Annotated in this window: 20 protein-coding genes and 3 tRNA genes; 7 read left to right on the forward strand and 16 right to left on the reverse strand. The window is 34.8% G+C overall.

Annotated elements, in window-relative coordinates; all coding sequences use genetic code 11:
* Positions 1-602 precede the first annotated feature (602 nt).
* On the reverse strand, positions 603-2,027 hold the full coding sequence (locus tag GFU89_RS14795) for a hypothetical protein (RefSeq protein ID WP_318847863.1): 1,425 nt from the start codon (positions 2,025-2,027) through the stop codon (positions 603-605).
* Between the two features lie 169 nt (positions 2,028-2,196).
* Complete coding sequence (locus GFU89_RS14800) at positions 2,197-3,606, reverse strand: hypothetical protein (RefSeq protein ID WP_318847864.1); 1,410 nt, start codon at positions 3,604-3,606, stop codon at positions 2,197-2,199.
* A 502-nt stretch (positions 3,607-4,108) separates the two neighbouring features.
* On the opposite strand from GFU89_RS14800, the gene GFU89_RS14805 reads away from it, so the two are divergent.
* From GFU89_RS14805 to GFU89_RS14820, 4 genes are all read left to right on the forward strand, one after another.
* Positions 4,109-4,585, forward strand: a complete 477-nt coding sequence (locus tag GFU89_RS14805) for a GNAT family N-acetyltransferase (protein ID WP_318847865.1) — start codon at positions 4,109-4,111, stop codon at positions 4,583-4,585.
* A gap of 277 nt (positions 4,586-4,862) precedes the next feature.
* Positions 4,863-5,351, forward strand: coding sequence for a cupin domain-containing protein (locus tag GFU89_RS14810; protein ID WP_318847866.1), 489 nt, complete (start codon positions 4,863-4,865; stop codon positions 5,349-5,351).
* Positions 5,352-5,390: 39 nt separating this feature from the next.
* Positions 5,391-5,921: a hypothetical protein gene (locus tag GFU89_RS14815; protein ID WP_318847867.1), complete on the forward strand. Its 531-nt coding sequence runs from the start codon at positions 5,391-5,393 to the stop codon at positions 5,919-5,921.
* A gap of 24 nt (positions 5,922-5,945) precedes the next feature.
* On the forward strand, positions 5,946-6,587 hold the full coding sequence (locus tag GFU89_RS14820; RefSeq protein ID WP_318847868.1) for an isochorismatase family cysteine hydrolase: 642 nt from the start codon (positions 5,946-5,948) through the stop codon (positions 6,585-6,587).
* A gap of 363 nt (positions 6,588-6,950) precedes the next feature.
* On the opposite strand, the gene GFU89_RS14825 is transcribed toward GFU89_RS14820, so the two are convergent.
* Positions 6,951-7,023, reverse strand: a tRNA-Lys gene (locus GFU89_RS14825).
* 289 nt (positions 7,024-7,312) lie between these two features.
* The gene (locus GFU89_RS14830) at positions 7,313-7,558 is read right to left on the reverse strand and encodes a hypothetical protein (RefSeq protein ID WP_318847869.1); all 246 of its coding nucleotides are present in this window, start codon (positions 7,556-7,558) and stop codon (positions 7,313-7,315) included.
* A gap of 228 nt (positions 7,559-7,786) precedes the next feature.
* Here GFU89_RS14830 and GFU89_RS14835 point away from each other — a divergent pair, with 228 nt between their 5' ends.
* A complete protein-coding gene (locus tag GFU89_RS14835) occupies positions 7,787-7,948 on the forward strand; it encodes a hypothetical protein (protein WP_318847870.1) in 162 nt (53 codons plus the stop codon).
* A 281-nt stretch (positions 7,949-8,229) separates the two neighbouring features.
* On the opposite strand, the gene GFU89_RS14840 is transcribed toward GFU89_RS14835, so the two are convergent.
* The 7 genes from GFU89_RS14840 to GFU89_RS14870 form a co-directional block, all read right to left on the reverse strand.
* A tRNA-Lys gene (locus GFU89_RS14840) sits at positions 8,230-8,302 on the reverse strand.
* Positions 8,303-8,714: 412 nt separating this feature from the next.
* The gene (locus GFU89_RS14845) at positions 8,715-9,299 is read right to left on the reverse strand and encodes an HD domain-containing protein (RefSeq protein ID WP_318847871.1); all 585 of its coding nucleotides are present in this window, start codon (positions 9,297-9,299) and stop codon (positions 8,715-8,717) included.
* Between the two features lie 77 nt (positions 9,300-9,376).
* On the reverse strand, positions 9,377-9,805 hold the full coding sequence (locus tag GFU89_RS14850) for a PepSY-like domain-containing protein (protein ID WP_318847872.1): 429 nt from the start codon (positions 9,803-9,805) through the stop codon (positions 9,377-9,379).
* Positions 9,806-9,969: 164 nt separating this feature from the next.
* Complete coding sequence (locus tag GFU89_RS14855; protein WP_318847873.1) at positions 9,970-10,641, reverse strand: phosphatase PAP2 family protein; 672 nt, start codon at positions 10,639-10,641, stop codon at positions 9,970-9,972.
* A 47-nt stretch (positions 10,642-10,688) separates the two neighbouring features.
* The gene (locus GFU89_RS14860; protein ID WP_318847874.1) at positions 10,689-12,929 is read right to left on the reverse strand and encodes a TonB-dependent receptor domain-containing protein; all 2,241 of its coding nucleotides are present in this window, start codon (positions 12,927-12,929) and stop codon (positions 10,689-10,691) included.
* An 81-nt stretch (positions 12,930-13,010) separates the two neighbouring features.
* Complete coding sequence (locus tag GFU89_RS14865) at positions 13,011-13,811, reverse strand: CPBP family intramembrane glutamic endopeptidase (RefSeq protein ID WP_318847875.1); 801 nt, start codon at positions 13,809-13,811, stop codon at positions 13,011-13,013.
* Positions 13,812-14,163: 352 nt separating this feature from the next.
* Positions 14,164-14,236: transfer RNA gene (locus GFU89_RS14870), tRNA-Lys, on the reverse strand.
* A gap of 282 nt (positions 14,237-14,518) precedes the next feature.
* On the opposite strand from GFU89_RS14870, the gene GFU89_RS14875 reads away from it, so the two are divergent.
* Positions 14,519-14,974, forward strand: coding sequence for a MarR family winged helix-turn-helix transcriptional regulator (locus tag GFU89_RS14875; RefSeq protein ID WP_318847876.1), 456 nt, complete (start codon positions 14,519-14,521; stop codon positions 14,972-14,974).
* Between the two features lie 15 nt (positions 14,975-14,989).
* Positions 14,990-15,490, forward strand: a complete 501-nt coding sequence (locus GFU89_RS14880) for a transposase (protein ID WP_318847877.1) — start codon at positions 14,990-14,992, stop codon at positions 15,488-15,490.
* A gap of 71 nt (positions 15,491-15,561) precedes the next feature.
* Here GFU89_RS14880 and GFU89_RS14885 read toward each other — a convergent pair whose 3' ends face one another.
* From GFU89_RS14885 to GFU89_RS14905, 5 genes are all read right to left on the reverse strand, one after another.
* On the reverse strand, positions 15,562-16,200 hold the full coding sequence (locus tag GFU89_RS14885; RefSeq protein ID WP_318847878.1) for a DJ-1/PfpI family protein: 639 nt from the start codon (positions 16,198-16,200) through the stop codon (positions 15,562-15,564).
* Positions 16,201-16,304: 104 nt separating this feature from the next.
* Positions 16,305-17,306, reverse strand: a complete 1,002-nt coding sequence (locus GFU89_RS14890; protein ID WP_318847879.1) for a GlxA family transcriptional regulator — start codon at positions 17,304-17,306, stop codon at positions 16,305-16,307.
* A 184-nt stretch (positions 17,307-17,490) separates the two neighbouring features.
* Entirely contained in the window at positions 17,491-19,083 is a 1,593-nt protein-coding gene (locus tag GFU89_RS14895; RefSeq protein ID WP_318847880.1) for a beta-carotene 15,15'-monooxygenase, read from the reverse strand.
* On the reverse strand, positions 19,076-20,140 hold the full coding sequence (locus GFU89_RS14900) for an HlyD family secretion protein (protein WP_318847881.1): 1,065 nt from the start codon (positions 20,138-20,140) through the stop codon (positions 19,076-19,078). Before GFU89_RS14900 ends, GFU89_RS14895 begins: the two co-directional genes overlap by 8 nt.
* A gap of 4 nt (positions 20,141-20,144) precedes the next feature.
* Entirely contained in the window at positions 20,145-21,467 is a 1,323-nt protein-coding gene (locus GFU89_RS14905) for a TolC family protein (protein WP_318847882.1), read from the reverse strand.
* Between the last annotated feature and the right edge of the window lie 85 nt (positions 21,468-21,552).

A 21,552-nucleotide genomic window follows, 5' to 3' on the forward strand; every position in this document is an offset into this window, starting at 1 on the left:
AATTTAGCATTGCAGGTTCTTTTTTCATAAATAAACCTTCAAAACATTCAACAAAAACAACCAACTGTATATCAGTTATTTAAAAATATAAATACACGATGTAGTACCCGTGTAGTAGAGCTTTTTTTCCTGTTTTCGTTAAAAATTTTCATATTTGACCCCGAGACCACAAAAAAATCCAAGTGGTGAAAAGAGAATATTTTCGAGTACTGTCTGAGATGATAAATCAGACAGTTTTTTTTTGGAATTATTTCGGATCAAAGTGCAAAAGTTGGGGGCTAAGTAAAAAAACTAAGATAACCTTTGATAAAACAATATGATTGTCTGATCGCTTAGAAAAAATCAATGAAATTGATTCCGCCTTTGTCTCCTTAACTTCTTAAAAATTAACGTCAGAATTAAATTCCTAACAGTCTTAAAAGTTGGAAAAATGCGTAATTCTAGATTTTATAATGCACAAAGATTTATTTTCAGCTCTATTTATTTAAGTGAGCAAAGAAGTGAATCGATAGTCAATCGATTCTGTTGAAGCATACCTTAATAGCTGTGCTATCTTTCATAACTAAATATTCCCCCAGCATTCAGAATTTGAGACTGATCCATTATTTCAAGGTATCAAAGAAATGATAAATATCTGTTTCTCCGGGAATATTCAGCTTTTTTCTTATTCGGTATTTTTTCTGCTGAACACTTCTGTGCTGAACCAAAGTATAACTTGCAATTTCTTTGGATGTAAAATGCAGTTTCAGCATGGCACAAAAAATCAATTCAGAGCTTTCAAGACCGGGATTAATCGTTAAAAGCTGATCTATAAATTCAGGATAAACTTCTTTAAAACGATTCAGAAATTCAGGATCATTCTTCTTACCAAGTTCTATAATCTCTTCCTGCTTGTTGTCATTCATTCTGATTTTAAGATTTTCAGCTTCTATTGTAAGTACCTCTTTTCTTTTTCCAAGTGCTCTGATAATTCTCCATGCATATAATCCTAATAAAGAAAGACCTACTAAAGACAGAAAGATAATCCAGTATATTTTACTTTTATGATGGTCAGCATCCTGCTGGGCTCCCGTAATAAAAGATTCCATATCCTGATTGATTGTGGCCAGTAAAGATGTATTGGTTTTATAGTAAGCATCTGTATAGGCTTTCAGATAAAGGTATGCTTTTTCCTTATCTCCTGTACGTTCATATAACACTCTGAGATCGTTATAGATATACTTCCCATAGTAGGCATAGATACGTTTAGTCTTTTCATTGATTTTCAGAGCCTTCTTAAGGGCTTCTTCTGCCTTGTCATATTGTTTGTTGGTAAGAAAATATTCTCCCATGATCGTGTTGGCATACAGGGAAATCCCGTCTTCCTTCCCTCTTATATTCGCTTTATTGTAAGCAGTCGTGACGTATTTATATGCAGAATCTTTATTTTTGTGCATATAAACATAATCACCTATGGCACAATCTGTAAGACCTGTGTTATCCAGTTTTTTCGCCTTGTGAAAATATTCAAGTGCCTTTTCGTAATTCTTTTTTTTGGTAAAATAAATGGCCTGTCTGAAATAAATACTGAAAAGAAGATCATTTTTAAGTTCAGATTGACCGCTTTTCTGTATCAGGCTCATTGCTTCATTATTATATTGAAAAGCTTTGTCAACCCTTCGGAGTTCTATATTGAAACGGCCATAAACATTGTAAAATCTGGCTTTATGTATATGATCTTCCGAATGATCCAGGATCTCTTTTGCATTATCAAAAAGAATCTGAGACTTTTGAAAGTTTTCTAATGAAATATTAAGCTCTGCCAAATTGATATAGCACAGGGCTTTTCCATCTGCATAATTTATTTTATCGGCCTGTTTGTAATATCTTTTATTAAGATTGATCAGAGAGTCATATTCTCCGGCTACTCTGAATTTCTCATTTTGTTTCAGCAGAGAAACATCAAATTTCCTTTCAGCCTCTTTCTTTGAATGAGAATGGCACGAAACCAAAATAATAAGTAAAAAAGCAAGAAAAATACGTGTCATATGTTTCTCTATTTAAGCTAAATTTCTGTATAAATTATGATTAAAAAATAATCTCTTAGAATGAATTATATTTTATTTTTTTGACTTTCTAATGGTAACTTCTGGTGAGATCAACAATAAAAATCTTTTATAAAACAGAATCCGGCATCTTTTATTGTGATGAAATTCTTTATTCTGTTAAGTTTTCAAAAAAGTCATAAATATCTGTTTCTCCGGGAATATTCAGTCTTTTTCTGATCCTGTATTTTTTCTGTTGTACAGACCTGTGCTGTACAAAGGTATAGTCTGCAATTTCTTTGGATGAAAAGCGCAGTTTCAGCATCGCACAGAAAGTCAGCTCGGAATTTTCCAGATCAGGATTTATTTTCAGAAGTAATGCTATAAAACCAGGATACAGTTCTTTGAATTTCAGTAAAAAAGAGGAATCATTCCGTTTGGCAAGCTCTATCACTTCTTCCAGCTGCTTTGTCTCCACATGATTTTTCAGCTCATCTGTTTCCTCTTTTAAAGAGTTTTTCTTCACCTTCAGCTTATTGATCATCTTCCGGACATATACTCCTGAAAAAGTAAAAACAGCAATAGACAGGGCAATAAATAAAGGAAGATCATTCTTATGCCAGTCCGACTCCTGTTTTACTTCAGAAATAAAATCTTCGGTTGCTTTATTCATTGTAGTAAATCGTGCGGCATCAAATCTACCCTCTTCTTCCATGTACTTTTTCAGATAGAAATAAGCCTTCCCGCCGTCATTTTTTTTCTTGTACAGCTCTGCCAGTGCCTTGTAAACCTCTTTTATATGTGAAGAATACGTACGTCTTGTTTTTATATTGATGTCCAGGGCTTTCTTAAGTGCTTTTTCAGCCTGCTCACTGTTATCTATTTCATTATAGTAATAGCCCATCGTATAATAAACCCAGAGAGATTCTACATCAGTTGTTTTTTGGCTCAGCATCTTTTCATCTGCACGCTCAATGTATATTCCTGCAGCATCAGGTTTATGGACAAATAAATAGTATTGGGCGACCATACAATTACTATAGGCAGAATTTTCAAGTACATTCGCTTTAGTGAAACATTTTAAAGAAGTTCCTAACCACCCTTTCCAGGCATAATAAATTCCTTTGTTTACGTAAAGCCTCGGAAGAAGTTTTTGAGCAAGGTTTGTTTTTGCGGCCTGTTTTAAATAATAAAATGCTTTATTATTGCATTCAATAGCCTTATCATTTATTTTAAGGTGAGCATAATACAGGCTGTAATCATTATAAAATGCTGCTTTATGATAACTATTCTCAGAGTTTTCCAGATCTTTCTCTGCCTTATTGAAAAAAAATCGGGCTTTTTCATAATTCCCTGCTGATACATTCACTCCAGCCATATTCAGATAGCAGAGACCTTTTCCGGCTTTATATTTCATTTTAGCGGCCTTTTTCAGGTACTTTATATTCAGCCGGATAAGAGCTTCATATTCTCCTGACAATTGAAGATCTGTAGTTTGGTTTAATAAAGAAGTGTCAAAATTTTCTCTTTCTTTATCCTGAGAATCATGGCTGCACGAAAGTATACATAAAAATAATCCCATGCAGATTGTAGAGGCTATTATTTTCTTTATATCCTTTGAGTATATTTTTTTATTCCTAAGAATGATCAAATTTATTCTTTCCATCAGTACCACTTTCCCTATATCTACCTATACATATTCCACTGAAACATGTTGATAAATTTCTACTGTTATTCTATTATTATTCCCCAATAAGTGTTATAAATATACATAATTTATCATGCTTATTATGAAATAAGCAATTAATTTTGCAAAAATGTAACATTTAAATAAAGTACTAAAATTTTCCCCTTAAACAGACATTCTTTTAAGTTTTTTGAACGGTTTTATACACTATTCCGATCAAAAAAAGCTGTTTTTCTTTATAATAAGACTATCTGAAATGAAATTTGTTACAACTACATTGGCAGGTTTTATAATTTTAATAGAATCATTGAAATTCAAACCATCATATTAAGAAGAAGTTTAAAATAATCTACATATTTGCATCCGGACATTAATGAAAATGAATAACCAAATAATTATGACAAGTATTAGCTATCGAAAACTTCTCCCAACAGAAAGTAAAATTTATCGGGCCATCCGCCTGGAAAGTCTGGAAAAATTCCCGGAATCTTTTGGAGCAACCTATCAGGAAGCCTTGAGTATTGAAAAATTCCGGATCGAAACTGATATTGAAGAACAAACACCGGAAAGATTTGTATTTGGAGCTTTTGAACAGCAGGAGCTTGTGGGTATCTGTACTTTTGTTAAAAATGAAAACGGCACCGGAAGTATTTACCAGATGTATGTAAAAAAAGAATTTCAGGGGAAAAATATCGGGCAGGGATTGATTGAGGCTGTTATTTCTGAAGCCTGTCAAAAATTTAATAGGATTGAGATCATTCTGGAAGTTACTCCCGGAAATGACAAAGCCTACAATCTGTACCGGAAAATAGGATTTCAAGAAATCCCCAATACTTCTTCTGAAGAAATTAGTATGAGATATATTCCCAGATAAGAATATTTCAGTTTTAACAATAAAAAAGCGCCATGTAAAAGTTATCATTTTTACATGGCGTTTTTGTTTGATCCCAACCCATTTTTATCCCTTAGAATAGTTGAGTGTCCTATTTATGTGATGTAGGTCACGCAATCCTTTGCCAGGCTCTGCCGAATTTTGTTCTAGAATTTTAGGGTATCACAATTTATCCGAATACATCCATTGGCTAAAAATAATGAGATAACCAAAGTCCACCTTCCGATCGGTTTTTACTATAATAATTAATTCTAAAAAAATGAAAAAAACAAATTACTTCATAGCTCTGTTTTGCACCATTGCATTTCTAAGCACAAATCGTGTTAATGCTCAAAGTTTATCCAATAATGAATTGGGTGATATCTATGCAGAAAACATCAAATGGTCGGCATTTCCTGCATTTCCACCGGAAGCCCGCCTTGCTGTACTGATAGGAAATCCGAAAAAAGCAGAACCTTATGTCGTTCGGGTAAGAGTACCTGCCGATGTGGTACTGCTTCCGCATAAGCATCCTGAAAATAGAATATATACAGTCATAAGCGGTGTATTTTATATTGGTATAGGCGAAAAGTTTGATGCAGCTCAATTAAAGGCCTATCCACCGGGAAGTGTTGTGATTCTTCCCGGAAATACACCGCATTTTCATTGGGCAAAATCAGGCAGTTATGAAACACAGGTTAGTGCCTATGGGCCGTTGGGAATAAGCTATATGAATCCTTCGGATGACCCCAGAAATAAAGGAAAATAAGAAGTAAGACTTACTAAAATGAATTAAAATATAATTGTCATGGAAAATAAACCAATTATTGTTGATTCAAGCTTTTCTGCTGTGATCAACGCACCGATTGAAAAAATCAACATTCCGGAATGGTGCTTTACTCTTCCGGAGCACGAATATCAGGCATGCTCTCCTGCTCACATTTCAGCAGGTGTTACGACCTCACCTGATGGCAAAAGAATGTCTATCAATGTAGAAATACTTGGAGGAAATCCAATGGTGCAGCATTATCTAGAAACTGTTTCAGAGCCCGCACATCTTATCCTGGAATCTGTTTCGGATGTTTTTACTCCTACCGGCCGTGTTACTATTTTAGTACACTGGGAAATGAGTGTAAAAAAGATTGATGATAATACCTGCGAATTTACCAACAGAGTGATATCAAGACCCACTGAAGAATTCATGAAAGGACTGGAAAAACAGGGCATCCCATTTGAACTTTTTAAAACCCAGCGGCAACCGGTCTCTATATACCACAATCAAAGCGAAACCCCTCTGTTTGCAAAAAGCATAGAGCGACATGCTTTGAGACAAAATTAATCTTATATTAAATAAAAAAAGAAAATGGAAACACCAATCTATGAACGCAACAAAACAGCTCTGTTGTTTATTGATCCTTACAATGATTTTCTGTCTGAAGGCGGTAAAGTGTGGCCAAGAGTAAAAGAAGTTGCCGAAAACAACAATTTATTAAATAATCTGCGAAGCATCGTAAAAACTGTAAGACAGGCTGGCATACAGATCTTTATTGTACCCCACAAACGATGGGAACCTACGGATTACCAATACTGGAAATTTCCCAACCCTACCCAGATAGGCATTATGGACCGTCATTCATTTGCAAAAGGCAGCTGGGGAGGTGAATGGCATCCTGATTTTATCCCTCAGGAAGGAGACATTATTGCTAAAGAACACTGGGCTCAAAGTGGCTTTGCCAATACAGACCTGGATATGCTCCTCAAACAACGGGACATCACCCACGTCATCGCTATAGGACTACTCGCTAACACGTGTGTTGAAAGCACTGCCCGTTTTGCCATGGAGTTAGGATACCATGTAACTCTGGTAAAGGATGCAACAGCAGCTTACACTTCCGAAATGATGCATGCGGCACATGTTCTGAACGGCCCTACTTACGCTCACGCACTGCTCACAACCCAAGAGCTTATCACAGCATTACCTGCGGAAAATAACATTGGGTCATAGTAGATGATCAGATAAAAACAGATTTGTTTTAATGTCTTTGAACTGCTTATTTTCAAAAATAAAAACTCATCTTAGATAGAAAGGCACATTTTCATGTGCCTTTTTTAATTGATTAAAATCTGAACAAGTTTTTGGTGGCCGCACTTGGTATAAAACCCGAACTTTTTATTAGAAGATTTAAGAAAGCTAAGTATTCTTGACCTTAGCTTTGTTGTTGATTATATATCACCGCTCTATATCCAAATCATTATACGAAAAGAAGTATTCATTAACAGAAAGAAGGTTTCGCAATAGAATTGTTTTTGTTACTGATTAACAAATAAAAAAGGCTTAAACCCTCTATAAAGATTGGTTTAAGCCTTGTGACCCGGCTGGGATTCGAACCCAGGACCCATACATTAAAAGTGTATTGCTCTACCAGCTGAGCTACCGAGTCGGCCGCTTACTTTTTCAAGTAAATCCCTTTGTTTAAGGGACTGCAAAGATAGAAACTTTTTCTAAAACTCCAAATTTTCAGCAGCGTTTTTATTCAAAAAAATCACTTTAACTTAATAAAGAATAAAGCATTTCTAATTTACTTAGAACAAAGATTCTATTATTCTGTTCATAAGTATTTGTTTATGAATTACATTACACTCAAACATCCTATAGAAGGAGGTTTACACAGTTTCTAAAATAAATTTCAAAAAAAATCAAAAATTTTTATAGATGAGCGCTCGCAGGATTTACCAAAGCAACGGAGCCTTATCTCCTTTTTTATTTTCCATGTCCAGTTTTGTAAGACGGTATGGAGGAACAAGGTAAATGTAATCACCTTCTTCAGTCTTGGCATCGTCTGCATTTCTATATTCTTTCATCCAGATGATTTCAAAAAAGTCGGCCCGCTGAGAACTTTCCAGATAAGGAGTAGGAAAATGAGAAAGTTCAAAAAAAATAAACTTTAACGGGTCAATTTGGTGAATGAATTTCATATCCTATACAATTTTATACAAATATACAGCTATACTAAAACGAGCTAATACAAGCAAATCCTCTCACAGATTCTTGTGTCAAAAGAAAGTTGAGAAAGTGATCAGAATCCATAAACAATGGAAGAAAATTTGGTTTTGCAAATCTTCTCAGGTGCATCTTTTATTAATTTTTTATTAAGTTTAAAATCAATAACTTGTTTTTTTCAAATAAATTCATTATATTGAGGAATGAAAAAAAATGAACGTCAGGACAATATAACGCACGCTGGCAAAATTAACGAGCGAACAAAAGCATTGGAAGTTCTTGAACAAGCAAAAAAAGTACAAGGAAAAATAACATTTCTCCGACAAGGAGCTGGGAGAAACTTTAAGCCGAAAACTGAAGAATAAAGAATATTCCTGAATTTTAATCGCAATAGAAAGAGTAAAGTCAAAAACGATTTCTAAAGATAGAAAGAAAAGAGAGTTTGAAATCAAAGCGTAGATTTTTGAAAACCTGACCATAGTACTCCACTATTGGTCTGTTTACTCTGAATTTACAACTAATGTGTTACAAACTTTTAGAGTACTTTTGAAAATTATAGCTAAGGCTATAAAAAAACCTGCAAATTAATAATTTGCAGGTTTTTTTAATGATTTTGAAAACTTTTATTTTCACATCTTGAGAATAGTGACCCGGCTGGGATTCGAACCCAGGACCCATACATTAAAAGTGTATTGCTCTACCAGCTGAGCTACCGAGTCGGTCACTTACTTTTTCAAGTAAATCCCTTTATTTAAGGGACTGCAAAGATAGAAACTTTTTCTTTATTTACAATACTTAACAGACATTTTACGAACCAAATTTCGCTAACTTTTACAAAATCAGAGACAAAAATTTCATGCTCTATTGCCGATAAGGTTATTTGAATTTCAAATATTATAAAATGATTAAGAAATATCATTCCAATAAAAATGGATTGCTCAAATGAACAATCCATTTTTATTTAGTGACCCATTAGTACAAAACCCGAACTTTTGTTGGAGGATTTATTTCAGTATTTAACGCAATGCTATTATCTTTCTTTGGTTCTTCAACCTGAGTGGTAATATTGTTTGTTGGGAAAAGTTATTTTTTGTGAATTTTGACATCTTAGTAATTAATTGATTTTAAAATTTACTCAGAACACTTTATTAATTGAATATTGACTTCTTTAAACTTTGTAAGAATATTTTGACCATAATCTGTGTAATATTTATGATCCTTTAAAAAGTTACAATTCTTTACCAGCCATTCTTCATCAGTATAAATAAGGCCGAGATATTTTTCAAATTCTTGCCTAATTGCCTTTTCATAATTTGAAAAATTGGGTCGTGTTAAATGATATAAATCTGCGTCACACAATACTTTGTCTAACAAAGAAAAAGGTTTTGGTGGATATTTTGTAGAATCAATACAACTTAAAACCGCATCAATGAAACTTTTTTCACATCCGTAATTTTCTAAGAAATTTCTTGCTATTTTTTTACTTTCTTCTTCATGACCGATATAAATATTCGTATATCCGCTGTCATGAAACCATGCTGCCACCAGTAAAACAGACATTTCGTCTTCCGACAAGTTACTTTGTATACCAATTTCTCTTGCTGCACTTACTACATCATAGGTATGACTCATACAGTGAAAAGAAAGATGCTCCGAAAGATTTTCTGAAAGAAATAATATCACGTAACTGCTTACAGCTTCTAGTAAATTATCCATGATCACTGTTGAGTTTTTTATTAAAATTGATAACTACATCCTTATCTTACTATTTGACCTTCTGTATATTATTAATTTCAATCTTTCTTTTCCTTTAAAAATTTTCCGTTATTCTCAAAAATCAGATCTTTGCCGTTTACTTCTGCTTCATAAGTAACAATGCCTTTTGAATCAGTAATTTTCGCTGCTTCTTTTATTTTCTGGTTAGGATAATTTTTAACAATATATGCTTTGATAGAGGTAGAAAGAGAATTGCTGCTCATTTCTGTTTCGGTTTCAAGAATGCTGCCTGAAGGATTGATCACAACGGAAGTTTCTGCTCCATTTATTTTAAACCCTGCTTCATAATTACCATCTTCTTTTTCCCATTTTGCATCTTTAACCGTCGGAAATTGTTTTTGAAAACTATTCTGAACCGATACAGGCACATTTTTTTGCTGAACTTTTTGTGCGTTAACACAAACTACAGCCGTAATCATTGTTAATAGAAATGCTGCTTTTTTCATTTTAATTAAATTTTGAATTTGCTATACAATATTGAGAAACGATTTAGAAGAAATTTTGAATTTTCAGGTTTTAAGAAATAATTTTTACTTAACGGTCTTTACAGCAAGAACCTGAAATGTTCTTTGATAAAAATAAGATGTTATTTTTTAGAAATTCTGAATTGTTAATTTATATTTCCAGAAACATTCGCATCACTTTTAACATAAAAATGTCCCATAATCAAGACACAGAAAACACCAAGAATAAATCCGCCCAGAACATCTGTAAACCAATGTGCTCCTAAATAAACCCGTGAAACTGCTCCGAAAAAAATAACAGAAAGACAAATAGTTATAAGAAAAATTTTCACTTTATATTTTATCTTTTTTAAACGAAGAATTATCAATATTAATGTTCCGAAAAAAACGGTATAAAATAGAACATGACCGCTCGGAAAACTTTGGTATTTGGTTTCTTCCAAAAGAACAACCAGATCTTTAGACAGACGTGGTCTGTTGATCAGTATTTTTAATCCTAAACCTAAAATTCCCGATAAAAGAGATGATAAAATCAATATAGATTCTTTTTTTAAACGCAAAAAATAAAAGAAAAAAGCACTTAAAACTACCATAACGACTGATACAGGTGTTCTCCCAAACCAGCTGATCCAGATCATGATTGTGTTAAGATTCGGGGTTTGATTTTCCTGTATTTCCTCGGAAATATGAATATCTAAATATTCAGGTGGCTCAAAGAATACGAAACAGCTTAACACTATAAATACGATCAAAAGTGTTACAAGTAAAGAACGAAACAAAAGTCGTCTGTTAGCTTGAAGAAAATTTATCAATCTCATAGTTTAAGAATTAATCAATACACAATATAACAACCTAATTTTGAATCTTAACTCCCTTGTGAAGCCTCATTTAAATAATCATTACTGATATCTTTATCCTTTTTAAAATCTTTTCCAAACTTATAACTGAAGCTGATTCCGAAAGAACGAAGAGGCAACTGACGTACAGAATATGAAGTATAATCGTTAGTATCAACCGTTGTCACCTGTTTTATATATTTATTGAAAGGATTTGTTGTCGTAATACCTATGCTTGCTTTTTTGTGCCAAAATTGTTTTCTGGCTGCAATACTATACGTAATCGACTGGGGATTTTCTCCCTGAATATTTTTGGCCGCTGAGTTATAATTTCCAAACACTTCTACGATAAAATCTTTTGGAAACTGGTAATTCATATTTAAATTCAAACGGTAACGGAGCCCCATATCAACATTTCCAAAATAATCACTGACAATATATCTATGAAAAAGCATCATATTTCCTCGCAGATTTAATTTGTTATTAAAAATTGGAAGTGAACCTGATAAAATACCGCCGGAGTTATATTCTTTTCCGATGTTGTCTCTTGAAGTTACCGATACGTTTGTATAATCTGTCCCATTTACGGTGTAAATAGGATAAAAAGTAGTGATTTGTTTTAAATCCTGACTGTTAATTCTTTCTGTAAGTGTTAATGAAAGATTAGCACCATTTTCAAAATTCCTATTATAGCCTAACTCCATATTATCCCCTATTTCAGGTTTCAATAAAGGATTTCCTGTTGTAATGTTATGTGGATCACTGAAGTTTAAAAATGGATTGAGTTCAGCATATTCAGGTCTTTCTACCCTTCTTGTATAGGCAAGTTTCAGCGTTTCTCCACTATCAAATTTATGTGATAGAATTAACGAAGGAACGAGCAAACTGTATGATGGAACATTAGTATTTTGATAATCAATTCTAACGGTTGTATATTCGTAACGGGCACCGGCTCTTACATCCAGCCAATCAAATAATTTTAGGGAAGAAGCAAGATAAGCTGCATAAATTCCCATATCATATTTCAAATGATAAGATTGAAACGGATCTGATTCATATTGTCCTGATGAAGCATCCAGAACACTGACGTTGGTTGTATTTGTAATATGTTGAAAAATCACTTTTGTGCCCATTTCAAGGGTCACTTTATCATTGATTGGCTGCACGTAATCTATTGATAAATTATGGCTGGAATCCGTTCCGGGATTGCTCCCCAAAATACCATTGTAAGGTGAAAGTGCTCCGGCCAGACTCTGAGTCTGCAAATAATTACTTTTTGGCGAACCGTAACTAACTACATAGTCTGCCATTAATTCCTGTCCCTCTTTTTCAAATGTTTTTCTGTAACTTAAATTCCCGTCGATGGAATTCACCGAAGAACGGTTATCCGAAGTTCTGTAACCAATGATCGATTGCTCGCTTGAATTGGAAAAATCGGTAATATATTGCTCCTGATTGATGAATTCTATGCTTTTATTGGCAAAATTATTGTAAGAAACGGAGCCGCTTAGTGTATTTGTTTTGTTAATCGACCAGTCAAAACCCAATCCCGTACGGTAACCGTGTCTCTGAAAATCGGTATACCCGTTTTGTAATAATCTGGTTTGGGTCTGTAGTGAATTGTCGTGAGAAAACCTGTCCTGTGATGAGGGTGTTCTTGATTTCAACTGTGCATTTCCGCTGAAAAAAGCATTCAGGTTGAAATTGTTATTTCTGAAATTCAAATTTAAAGAACCCGTTTCAAAACGTGTTCCTGCAGAAGCATTAATAAGTCCATTGATACCTTTTACTTTGCTTTCGTTCAAGACAATGTTGATGATTCCTCCTGTTCCTTGCGCATCGTATTTTGCACCGGGACTTGTTACCGCTTCAATACTTTTAATCTGACTTGCCGGAATGGAAGCCAATGCATCGGCAAGACTGTTTCCAAATATACTTGAAGGTTTTCCGTTAATCAGAAATCTGACATTGGGATTTCCCTGTAATTCTACATTTCCATCTCCGTCTACTGTTACCTGTGGAACTTTTCTTAAAACATCAATTGCTGCTCCGGTTTGAGAGGTTACATCATTGGTAACATTGTAAACAATTTTATCAACTTTATTTTCGACAACTGCTTTTTTCCCGACAAGAGTAACTTCCTGAATATTTTTAATCCGATTGTCCTTTACAGTATCAGTTTTATTTTTATATGCAGTGTCTGGGTCTGAAGTTTGTGCATTAATGAATACGGCCGGTATTAAAGCTAAAAGAATTGATAGTTGTTTCACAATGAAATTTATTAAAGGACAAAAATGAAACTCAATTTTGAATTAATTTTGAATTAATCAGTTCTTCAATCCGCCCTTCCTTTAAAGAGATATTCTTCTGGAAGATAAAATGCAAATAGTCAAAAGCATTACTAATACAAAAGCTGCTAATCCTATATTTTCTGTTTGAATTTCATATCCTCTATCAACAACTGCGTTCCAGATACCGGATTGATTTTTAAAACCTGTTACCCATTGTCCAAAATTCCATGATGTATGAAGGGCAATGGGTAAAGCTATTCCTCTTGTTTTTAATGCCGCAATTCCAAATAATAAGCCTCCTAAACCGGAACCAATGATTGACATTTTCCAGCTCATTCCGGATAAGATGTGTTCAAAAATAAAAAGTATAATCATTACGGATAATGCGAATACTGCTTTGAATTTATAGTCTAATGTTCTCAATAAGTAAGATCGGAAAACCAATTCTTCCCGAACTGCTATAAGCACATAAAAGAATAGAAAAAAAACAATTGTTCCCCAATTGAAGTTAGAAGTCATTCTCAATTTTAGATGTCCAAAAGCCATAACAATTAAAGCTTGGAGGATTGCCAATAGTAAACCTATTATAAATCCGGTAAAAAGCCTTCTTAACATTAATTTGCCTGGTGTCACTCCAATTTCGGAAAGTTTAATATGATCCCATCTTACAAATAAAACGGTAAGAAGAAATGTTGTTAACATTGCTATAAAAACAGATAATAAATCACCACTTGGTTTTGATAATTCTCTTGTTAATTCTGATGCTGAAATCAGTATTATTATAGTGCAGACATAAAATAACAATACTTTTGTAAAAGCCTGAACCTTTTTTTTCCTGAAATTTAGTTTATTATCTTCCATAGTAAATTTAAGGTATATAAAGTATTAATTTAGAATATGGATGGGTTCTAGTCCAAAATCCAAATAAAGAAACACTACATCTATTCGTAAAATTAATCAATTAATTTTTTCAGGTTGAAACTAAAGAATTGAATTTTTATATCGTACATAGAAATATGGGAATTATTTAATGCAAGACAAGTCATTAAATACTGAGATTTTGCCAAAAAAACTGGAAAAATTACTTTTATATGATACGGAACAATTAATCTCCAGAATTCATCAAACTACCTCTACTTGAACAATAGCAGCTTGAAGTACAAAAAGTTATTGATATAAAAAAGGAGACAACTATTACAGTTTGTCTCCTTTGTGACCCGGCTGGGATTCGAACCCAGGACCCATACATTAAAAGTGTATTGCTCTACCAGCTGAGCTACCGAGTCGGCCACTTACTTTTTCAAGTAAATCCCTTTGTTTAAGGGACCTCAAAGATAGAAAAACAGTCTTTAATTCCAAATTTTTCTGTGCATTTTTACCATAAAATTTACAGCCAAAAAGTCAAACACCTGTTTATAAATTAATTACATTAATTATTTTTTCCAATAAAAATCATAGGAATAATGGGAATTACCGGATTAAGCCATTTTTTGAACATAAAAAATATTTTGCTAAGTCAGAAACAAATAATATCTTAGCAACTAAGATAATTAGATACTAATTAAACTATGAATAAAAATACTGTCCACCATTTTCGCGAAGCCAGCAGATCATATTCTGATGCTTCTATTTTTATGCACGAAGCTATTGCCAGAAAAGCAGGTCTTTCCAATGCAGACCATAAGTATCTGGGACTTATTCTGAAGTATGAATCTATAACAGCAGGTGAAATTTCAAAGTTAACAGGCCTTACTACCGGTGCTGTGACAGGATTGATAGACAGGCTGGAGAAAAAGGATCTTCTTAAGAGACAATTTATCCGTGAAGACCGAAGAAAAGTAATTATCATTCCAAATGTTGAGAACAGCATGAAACTATTGGGCCCTATTTTCGATGAACTGCAGCAAAAAACGCTTACACTCATTGCTACTTTTTCTCAGAAAGAAATAGAATCCATTGAACGGTATTTCAGAGAGGCAACTATTCTTATGAAAGAAACAGCAGATCATTTAAACAACCCATAAATCCCAAATAAAATCATGGAAAGTTTAACCATCACTTCTATTACCCGCGCAGAAATATGGCTTTGCATTACCACATTGCTTTATTTCCTTATGAACGGTGCGCAGATTTTCGAGACCTTTATATTTGTGCCTAAATGGGCTTCTTCCCCACCCGACACATTGAAGCTGCTTCAGGATGGAAAAGGAGCAAGTCTGAAGTTTTTTTGGATCATCCTTCATTCCCTTCACGAAATTGCCTTTATTCTTGCCATTATTTTTTGTTGGAAAATTGATCCGGTAAGAAACTGGCTTTTGATTTTATTTATCATTCATGCAGCGGTAAGAATCTGGACATTAACCTTTTTTGCTCCAAACATCATTCAGTTTCAGAATCTGACTTCTCTTTCTGTTTCGGAAGACATAATAAACAGAATATCACTCTGGAAAACCCTTAATTATGTGCGGGTAGCTATTTATATTGCTCTTTCAATCGGCTTTATTCCTCTTTGTATTAAACTATTCAGCTTCCGTCATTAATTATTTATTCAAAAAAAAATTTCCGACGGTTTTTACAGTTGTCGGAAATTTTTAATCAAACTGTTTTATTTCTAATGTGAAACATCAGCATTATTATTCTGATATTCAAAAATCTTAACGATTGTATCAACAGTTTCCTGCCCCAGATGCTTTCCAATAAGATAGAGAGCTGCATCAATTCCAGCTGTAATTCCAGCAGTAGTAATCAGCTGTTTCTGATCAACATAACGTACATTCCGAAGAACATTGGCTTCAGGATTATATTGTTCTAAAGCATCCAGCAGCATACTATGAGTTGTGATATCATGACCAGCAAGTATGCCTGTTCTGGATAACAGCATGCTTCCTGTACATACTGTAAATACAACAGTTCCGGTATCATAATGATTTTTAACCCATTTCAGAACAGTTCCCTGAAAATCCTTATCCTGAATATATTTCATGATATGGTCTGGATTTGCTCCGGGAACAACAATGATATCCGGCTTTGGACAAGACTGTAAGTCATAAGTGGGAATAACAGCCATCGTATTTGCTTCCGTGTATACGGCTTCTTTTGTTTTTCCGACCGTAAAGCAATAATAGCTTTCGGGCTGTATGACATTTGCTTTAACAAAAACATCCAAAGGACCGTTTAAATCAAGTACTTCCACCTGATCATAGACTAAAAATGCTACATTCATTGTTTTACTGTTTTGTTCGTGTTTCATAATTCTATTTTTTTAATTGATTATTTTGGAAATAAAAGACATAATTCTTCCTTACTGACAATTGATGATCATCAGTTTTTATAGTAAAAAGAAAGAAAAAATGATTATTCTGTGCGCTTAAATGTTTTCTGGTATTGCGCCGGGGTAAGGGAAATATTTTTAAGGAATAAACGACGCAGCGAAACCACACTGCCAAAGCCGCATTTATCAGCTATTATTTCTATACTCATATTGGTATATTCAAGCATATTTCTGGCCTGATCCAACCTCATCTTTTCAATGAATCTGCCAGGAGTTATTCCCGATTCTTTTACAAATACCCTCGAAAAGTTGCGTGCACTCATGTTCAGAGATTCAGCAATATATTCTACTGTTACAGTATCTCCCAGCTTATCTTTCAACAGATCCCGAACCTGTTTTGTAAAAGGAGACATGGTTTCATATTCCGGCAATGCGTTTCCAAACTGAGACTGCATTCCGGGTCTTTTTAAATGCAGAACGAGGTGACAGGCTACTTCTGCTGCCAAAGCTTTACCAAAATCCTCTTCCAACATTGCCAATGCCAGATCCATACCTGAAGAAACACCTCCTGAAGTATAGATGGGTTTGTCACAAATAAAAAATGGATTAACATTGACCTCCAGATTTGGGTAAGATTTCTGTAGTTCATCAGCAAATTTCCAATGGGTAGTCACTTGCCGGCCATCCAGCAGACCTGCTTTGGCAAGAACAAATGCTCCTATACATACTGATCCCATCCGTTTTACTTGTGGTGTTATATTTTGAAGATAATGATAAACATCAGGACTGATCTCATCCAGTACACTCAAAGCGGTACCAGCGACGAGTAAAGTATCTACAGAAAAATCAATATCGTAAATGGTATGACTACATGATAACGGCATTCCCGAACCGGAATAGATTATTTTCTCTGCTGTTCCGGATACCAGATGAACATGATAACCGGAATCCTGTCTTTCGTTATTCAAAAAACGGTTTGCTGATGTAAAAACATCCCACGGTCCTGCAATATCAAGCAGCTGTACCTGTGGCAGTGCCAAAAGCACTATGTTTTTCTTCCCGGTATGTTGTACTTCTTTCTTCATATCTCATTCTGTATGAGTACAAATGTAGAGAGAAAGCGGCTTGTCTGCAATGACAAAAAACATACAGTTCCGGCCAAAATATTTTTTTCCTGTCACAACAAAAGAGACTGCCTTATCAGACAGTCTCAGCACTCTACTATAAAATTAGCTTAATAAGCTATACTTTCAAATATTAAAATTTCACCTAAGCTGGCGATAGTCTTCGGGATTTCAAATAAAGAGCCGTACGGTTCAGATAAGGAAAAAGAAAAATTAATAATAGTGAAGCCACAAGAAGCCACACCATCATTTCATAATAATCCATAGCAAAACGGACATGATTCTGAACATTCATTCTTCCCACCAACAATTTATTGGCTGCTTTTACCGCCTTTTCTTCAGGCATTCCTCTGGAAATAAGTTTAGCCGTCTGCTGATGAAGAAAATTTTTGACTGCCGGGTCTACAGCACTTAAATGATCCTGAAAAGCATTATAATGACGGCTTTTTTCAAACAATTCAAAAAAATTGATCAACGCTATACTGATACAAAACCCCAAATATCTGACTGCCAAAGCTGTTGCAGCAGCTGAGGGACCAATAATAGCAGGAACTGACGAAATAATAAAAATAATCGTCGGAACCATAATCAACCCTACTCCCAATCCCTGAAGGAACAAGGGAATATAATAATTAAACTCATCAGCCTGAACGTCAAAAGAATAATACATTAATCCATGAAAGATCAACAGCATTAAAAATCCGGAGCCCCAGATGTACCTTATATTTTTCTTTTGCAACACCATACAACAGGCAATAATTACCCCGGCAACCAGTCCTGCAAGATTGAAAATGTTTATATAAGAAATATGAAACGGATCCAAATGCAGTTCCGCCGCAAAATAATTGTTGACAATCCCAGATGCAAACCGGCAGATATACATTATAAAAAGAATCAGTAACCCCACTTTAAAGTTTCTGTATTTAAAAATCCGCAGGTCAATATAGGGTCTTTTAATCGCCTGTTGACGGAATATGGATATTCCACTTAACACAATAATTCCAATGACACTTCCCATAATACGGTTATCTTCCAGCCAGTAATATTCCTGTCCAAAAATGGTAACATAACCCACCAGTACCAATATGGCACTGAATAACCCAAAGCTCTGCCAGTCGAGCTTATACAAATGAAATCTCGCATGAGTTCTATAATTGCTCATAGCAAGAGTGAGAAAAATAAGTCCCGGTAGATAAGAAAATATAGCGGTTTTATAGACAATATTAAAATTATAGGAATCAATAAGATCTGCAGTAATCAGATTATTAAACGGCAAAGCACAGATCAAAATCCCGAAAAACACTGAAAAACTGATCTCTCTTCCTCTTTCACTGCTTAATCTCGTAAAAATAAGGGTAAGCGAAAGGTTCACGTTACCTGCAAATAACATTCCCTGCATGAAACGCACCGGAAACAGGATATAAATTTCCTTGGTAAAATAACATACCAGACAAGCTAAAATCTGCAGCGTGGTAAACAGAAGAAAATATTCCTTTGCGGCCAGAAAACTGAAAAACCTTCTTTCCAGACTGTAAAATCCTACATATCCGGCATAAAACAATGCAACAGAAAACTGGATATCTGCAGGTTCACATCCATAATAACCCGCTGCAGCATTTACATTGGCCAGTGGAAGGAAAAATATAATAATCCCCGGAAGAGTCATCGAAAAAAGAATGATCTTGATCAGCCATTCCGGTGCCCATCTTTTGAAAAAGGGCAATTGTCTTTTAGCCATTAGAATGTTTTTTGTCGGCATATACATTCACGTTCATTCCCACTTTCAGGACATCAATATCTTTTCTTGCTCCATCTACTTTTATTCTCACAGGAATACGCTGTACAATTTTCACATAGTTCCCCGTAGAATTATCCGGTGGCAGCAATGAAAAACTTGATCCGGTAGCCGGGGAAAGCGAAATAATGGTTCCTTTAAATTCACTGTCAGGATAAGAGTCGGCTACAATTTTCACATGGTCCCCAATATGCATATCCTTAATCTGTGTTTCTTTATAATTGGCAACCACCCATTTATCTGTTTCATTATTGACAATAAATGCCAGCGTTTCTCCGACATCAATCATCTGCCCTACTTCAACGGTTCTACGTCCCATTCTTCCATCATAAGCTGCGGTAACTGCAGTATAGCTTACATCCAGCTTGTGACGGTCCAATAGAGCTTCCAGTCTTGTAATTTCTGCCTGAACAACTGTTTTTTCTGCCTGAATATCATTTATTCTTGATCGTGAAGCTGCATAATTATCCTGTGAAGATTTATAATCGCTTTCATTCACATCCAACGTTGCTTTTACATCTTCGAGCCTTTGTTTTGTGGCAGATTCTTCATCGTATAGTTTTTTATATCTGTCATAATCAAGCTTCTGCTTCCATACTTTTGCTTTGTTGGCATCTATCTGGGCCATTGCTGCGGCAGCTTCTTTTTCTGTGGTACCGGTATTGCTTTCCAGTACTTTCAACTGAGCACGAGCTTTCTGAAGAGCCGCCTGCGTCTGTTTCTGCTGAAGAATATATTCACGGTTATCAATAATCAGAAGGGTATCTCCTTTTTTAACTTCCTGGTTTTCTTCAAATTTCACGGCCACAATGAATCCTCCGGCTCTTGAAATAATAGGGTTCACATATTCCTGAACCTGTGCATCATTGGTCTGTTCATAGGCATAGTAATTTTTTAGGGTAAAACCGCCCCATACAGCAAGTGCAGCAACGATTAAAACTGAAATCCATCCTGTGATCTTTGTGATTAGTCTGTCGGTGGGAGTATATTTTTTTTTCATTGTATTATAAAACGCCTGTAATATTTTGTAGTAAATAATAATTGTTCTGTGCCATAATTTTTGCTGCTTCCAGTTCAAATTTTGTCTGAAGAAGCTGTATATCCGCATCCAGCAGTTCTGTAATAAGCGAAGTCTGGCTGAAGTACGTATTCTTAATGATACGTGCATTCTCTTTGGCCTGGATGACATTGGCTTCCGCTACCTTTATCTGTTCAAGAGCTTCCTGATACCTCAGATAGGCTTCTTTCACCTGCTGTCTTACCTTATCTTCTGTATCCTTGTGTACCTCCTCTTCTTTTTCAAACTCCAGCTGTGCGGCTTTTACTTTATGAGTATTGTGGTAAAGGGAAGAGATGGAAAAGGAAGCCTTGATTCCGACTATTCCCAATGAATACCAATAAGGATTGTAGGGATAAAGAAAAATCTGCGGATTGGCATAGTAAAATTCACCATACATCCCGATTTTAGGTCTTACATTCGCTTTTACCTGCTTCAGTTTGATCTTACTCAGCTCTGCCTGCTGTTCAGAGACATGATAATTGAAAGAGTGATCCAGTGCCAGTTTCAAATAGTCGCTGTAAGCTGTATTTTCATTCCATTGATTAAATGGAGCTTCAGGAATGACAGTCTGCTCATCAGGAATACCAAGAATAATATTCAGTTTTTGGGTAGCAATGAGAATATCATTTTCTATCGTCACCAAAGCCATCTTTCGCTTCGAAAGTTCAAGTTCAATTCTTAAAACATCGCTTTTTAAAACAACCCCGTTTTTATAAAGAGCCTGAATTTCTTTAAGCTGTGTTTTCTGATCGGCAATATCCTGCTGAATAAGGTTTCTGAATATTAAAGTTTTCTGAAGTTCAAGATAAAGAGCCGCCGTTTTATAATGAATATCAGAAACAGACTGCTCTTTCTGGATATCCTTAATTTTCTGAAGGGTCTGGTTTTCCTTAATCTTAAGATTCAGCTTATTTCCGTTATAAATATTCAGATAAAAATCTGCTCCTGCCCGGTAAAGAGAATGAATAACTTCATGCTGGGTTGGTTTGGAAAAAATTCCGTTTTCATAGATAGGAATATTGGATGCTTTTTCTGCAGAGCCTTTAACTTCTATTTCCGGAAGCCGTTCTCTTTTCGCATCTTTTACTTCAGCTTCCGCAATGTCTACATTGATGGTATTGATTCTGATATGGCGGCTGTTTTCTTCAGCTTTCTGCCATGCATCTTTTAAGGAGAGTCGTAGGGTGTCCATTGTTGGGCAGCCTGTCTGAGCTGATATTGTGCAGGAAATTCCCCACATCAGCAATCCGGCGACATAAATTTTCATTTGAATTTTCGAATTATTGCACTGCAAATTTATTCTCAATCCGGAAATTATATTTATCTAAAATAGTCAATTTTTACATGATTCC

Origin of the sequence: Chryseobacterium sp. JV558 (genome assembly GCF_033712365.1) — a bacterium.
Lineage (GTDB): Bacteria > Bacteroidota > Bacteroidia > Flavobacteriales > Weeksellaceae > Chryseobacterium.

Coding starts and splice junctions, on each gene's coding strand:
- GFU89_RS14820 (WP_318847868.1), top strand. CDS start 5,946: ATGGAAACACCAATCTATGAACGCAACAAAACAGCTCTGTTGTTTATT.
- GFU89_RS14900 (WP_318847881.1), bottom strand. CDS start 20,140: ATGAAAAAAAAATATACTCCCACCGACAGACTAATCACAAAGATCACA.
- GFU89_RS14800 (WP_318847864.1), bottom strand. CDS start 3,606: ATGGGATTATTTTTATGTATACTTTCGTGCAGCCATGATTCTCAGGAT.
- GFU89_RS14845 (WP_318847871.1), bottom strand. CDS start 9,299: ATGGATAATTTACTAGAAGCTGTAAGCAGTTACGTGATATTATTTCTT.
- GFU89_RS14805 (WP_318847865.1), top strand. CDS start 4,109: ATGACAAGTATTAGCTATCGAAAACTTCTCCCAACAGAAAGTAAAATT.
- GFU89_RS14815 (WP_318847867.1), top strand. CDS start 5,391: ATGGAAAATAAACCAATTATTGTTGATTCAAGCTTTTCTGCTGTGATC.
- GFU89_RS14880 (WP_318847877.1), top strand. CDS start 14,990: ATGGAAAGTTTAACCATCACTTCTATTACCCGCGCAGAAATATGGCTT.
- GFU89_RS14895 (WP_318847880.1), bottom strand. CDS start 19,083: ATGGCTAAAAGACAATTGCCCTTTTTCAAAAGATGGGCACCGGAATGG.
- GFU89_RS14875 (WP_318847876.1), top strand. CDS start 14,519: ATGAATAAAAATACTGTCCACCATTTTCGCGAAGCCAGCAGATCATAT.
- GFU89_RS14885 (WP_318847878.1), bottom strand. CDS start 16,200: ATGAAACACGAACAAAACAGTAAAACAATGAATGTAGCATTTTTAGTC.
- GFU89_RS14865 (WP_318847875.1), bottom strand. CDS start 13,811: ATGGAAGATAATAAACTAAATTTCAGGAAAAAAAAGGTTCAGGCTTTT.
- GFU89_RS14855 (WP_318847873.1), bottom strand. CDS start 10,641: ATGAGATTGATAAATTTTCTTCAAGCTAACAGACGACTTTTGTTTCGT.
- GFU89_RS14810 (WP_318847866.1), top strand. CDS start 4,863: ATGAAAAAAACAAATTACTTCATAGCTCTGTTTTGCACCATTGCATTT.
- GFU89_RS14905 (WP_318847882.1), bottom strand. CDS start 21,467: ATGAAAATTTATGTCGCCGGATTGCTGATGTGGGGAATTTCCTGCACA.
- GFU89_RS14795 (WP_318847863.1), bottom strand. CDS start 2,027: ATGACACGTATTTTTCTTGCTTTTTTACTTATTATTTTGGTTTCGTGC.
- GFU89_RS14850 (WP_318847872.1), bottom strand. CDS start 9,805: ATGAAAAAAGCAGCATTTCTATTAACAATGATTACGGCTGTAGTTTGT.
- GFU89_RS14835 (WP_318847870.1), top strand. CDS start 7,787: ATGAAAAAAAATGAACGTCAGGACAATATAACGCACGCTGGCAAAATT.
- GFU89_RS14890 (WP_318847879.1), bottom strand. CDS start 17,306: ATGAAGAAAGAAGTACAACATACCGGGAAGAAAAACATAGTGCTTTTG.
- GFU89_RS14830 (WP_318847869.1), bottom strand. CDS start 7,558: ATGAAATTCATTCACCAAATTGACCCGTTAAAGTTTATTTTTTTTGAA.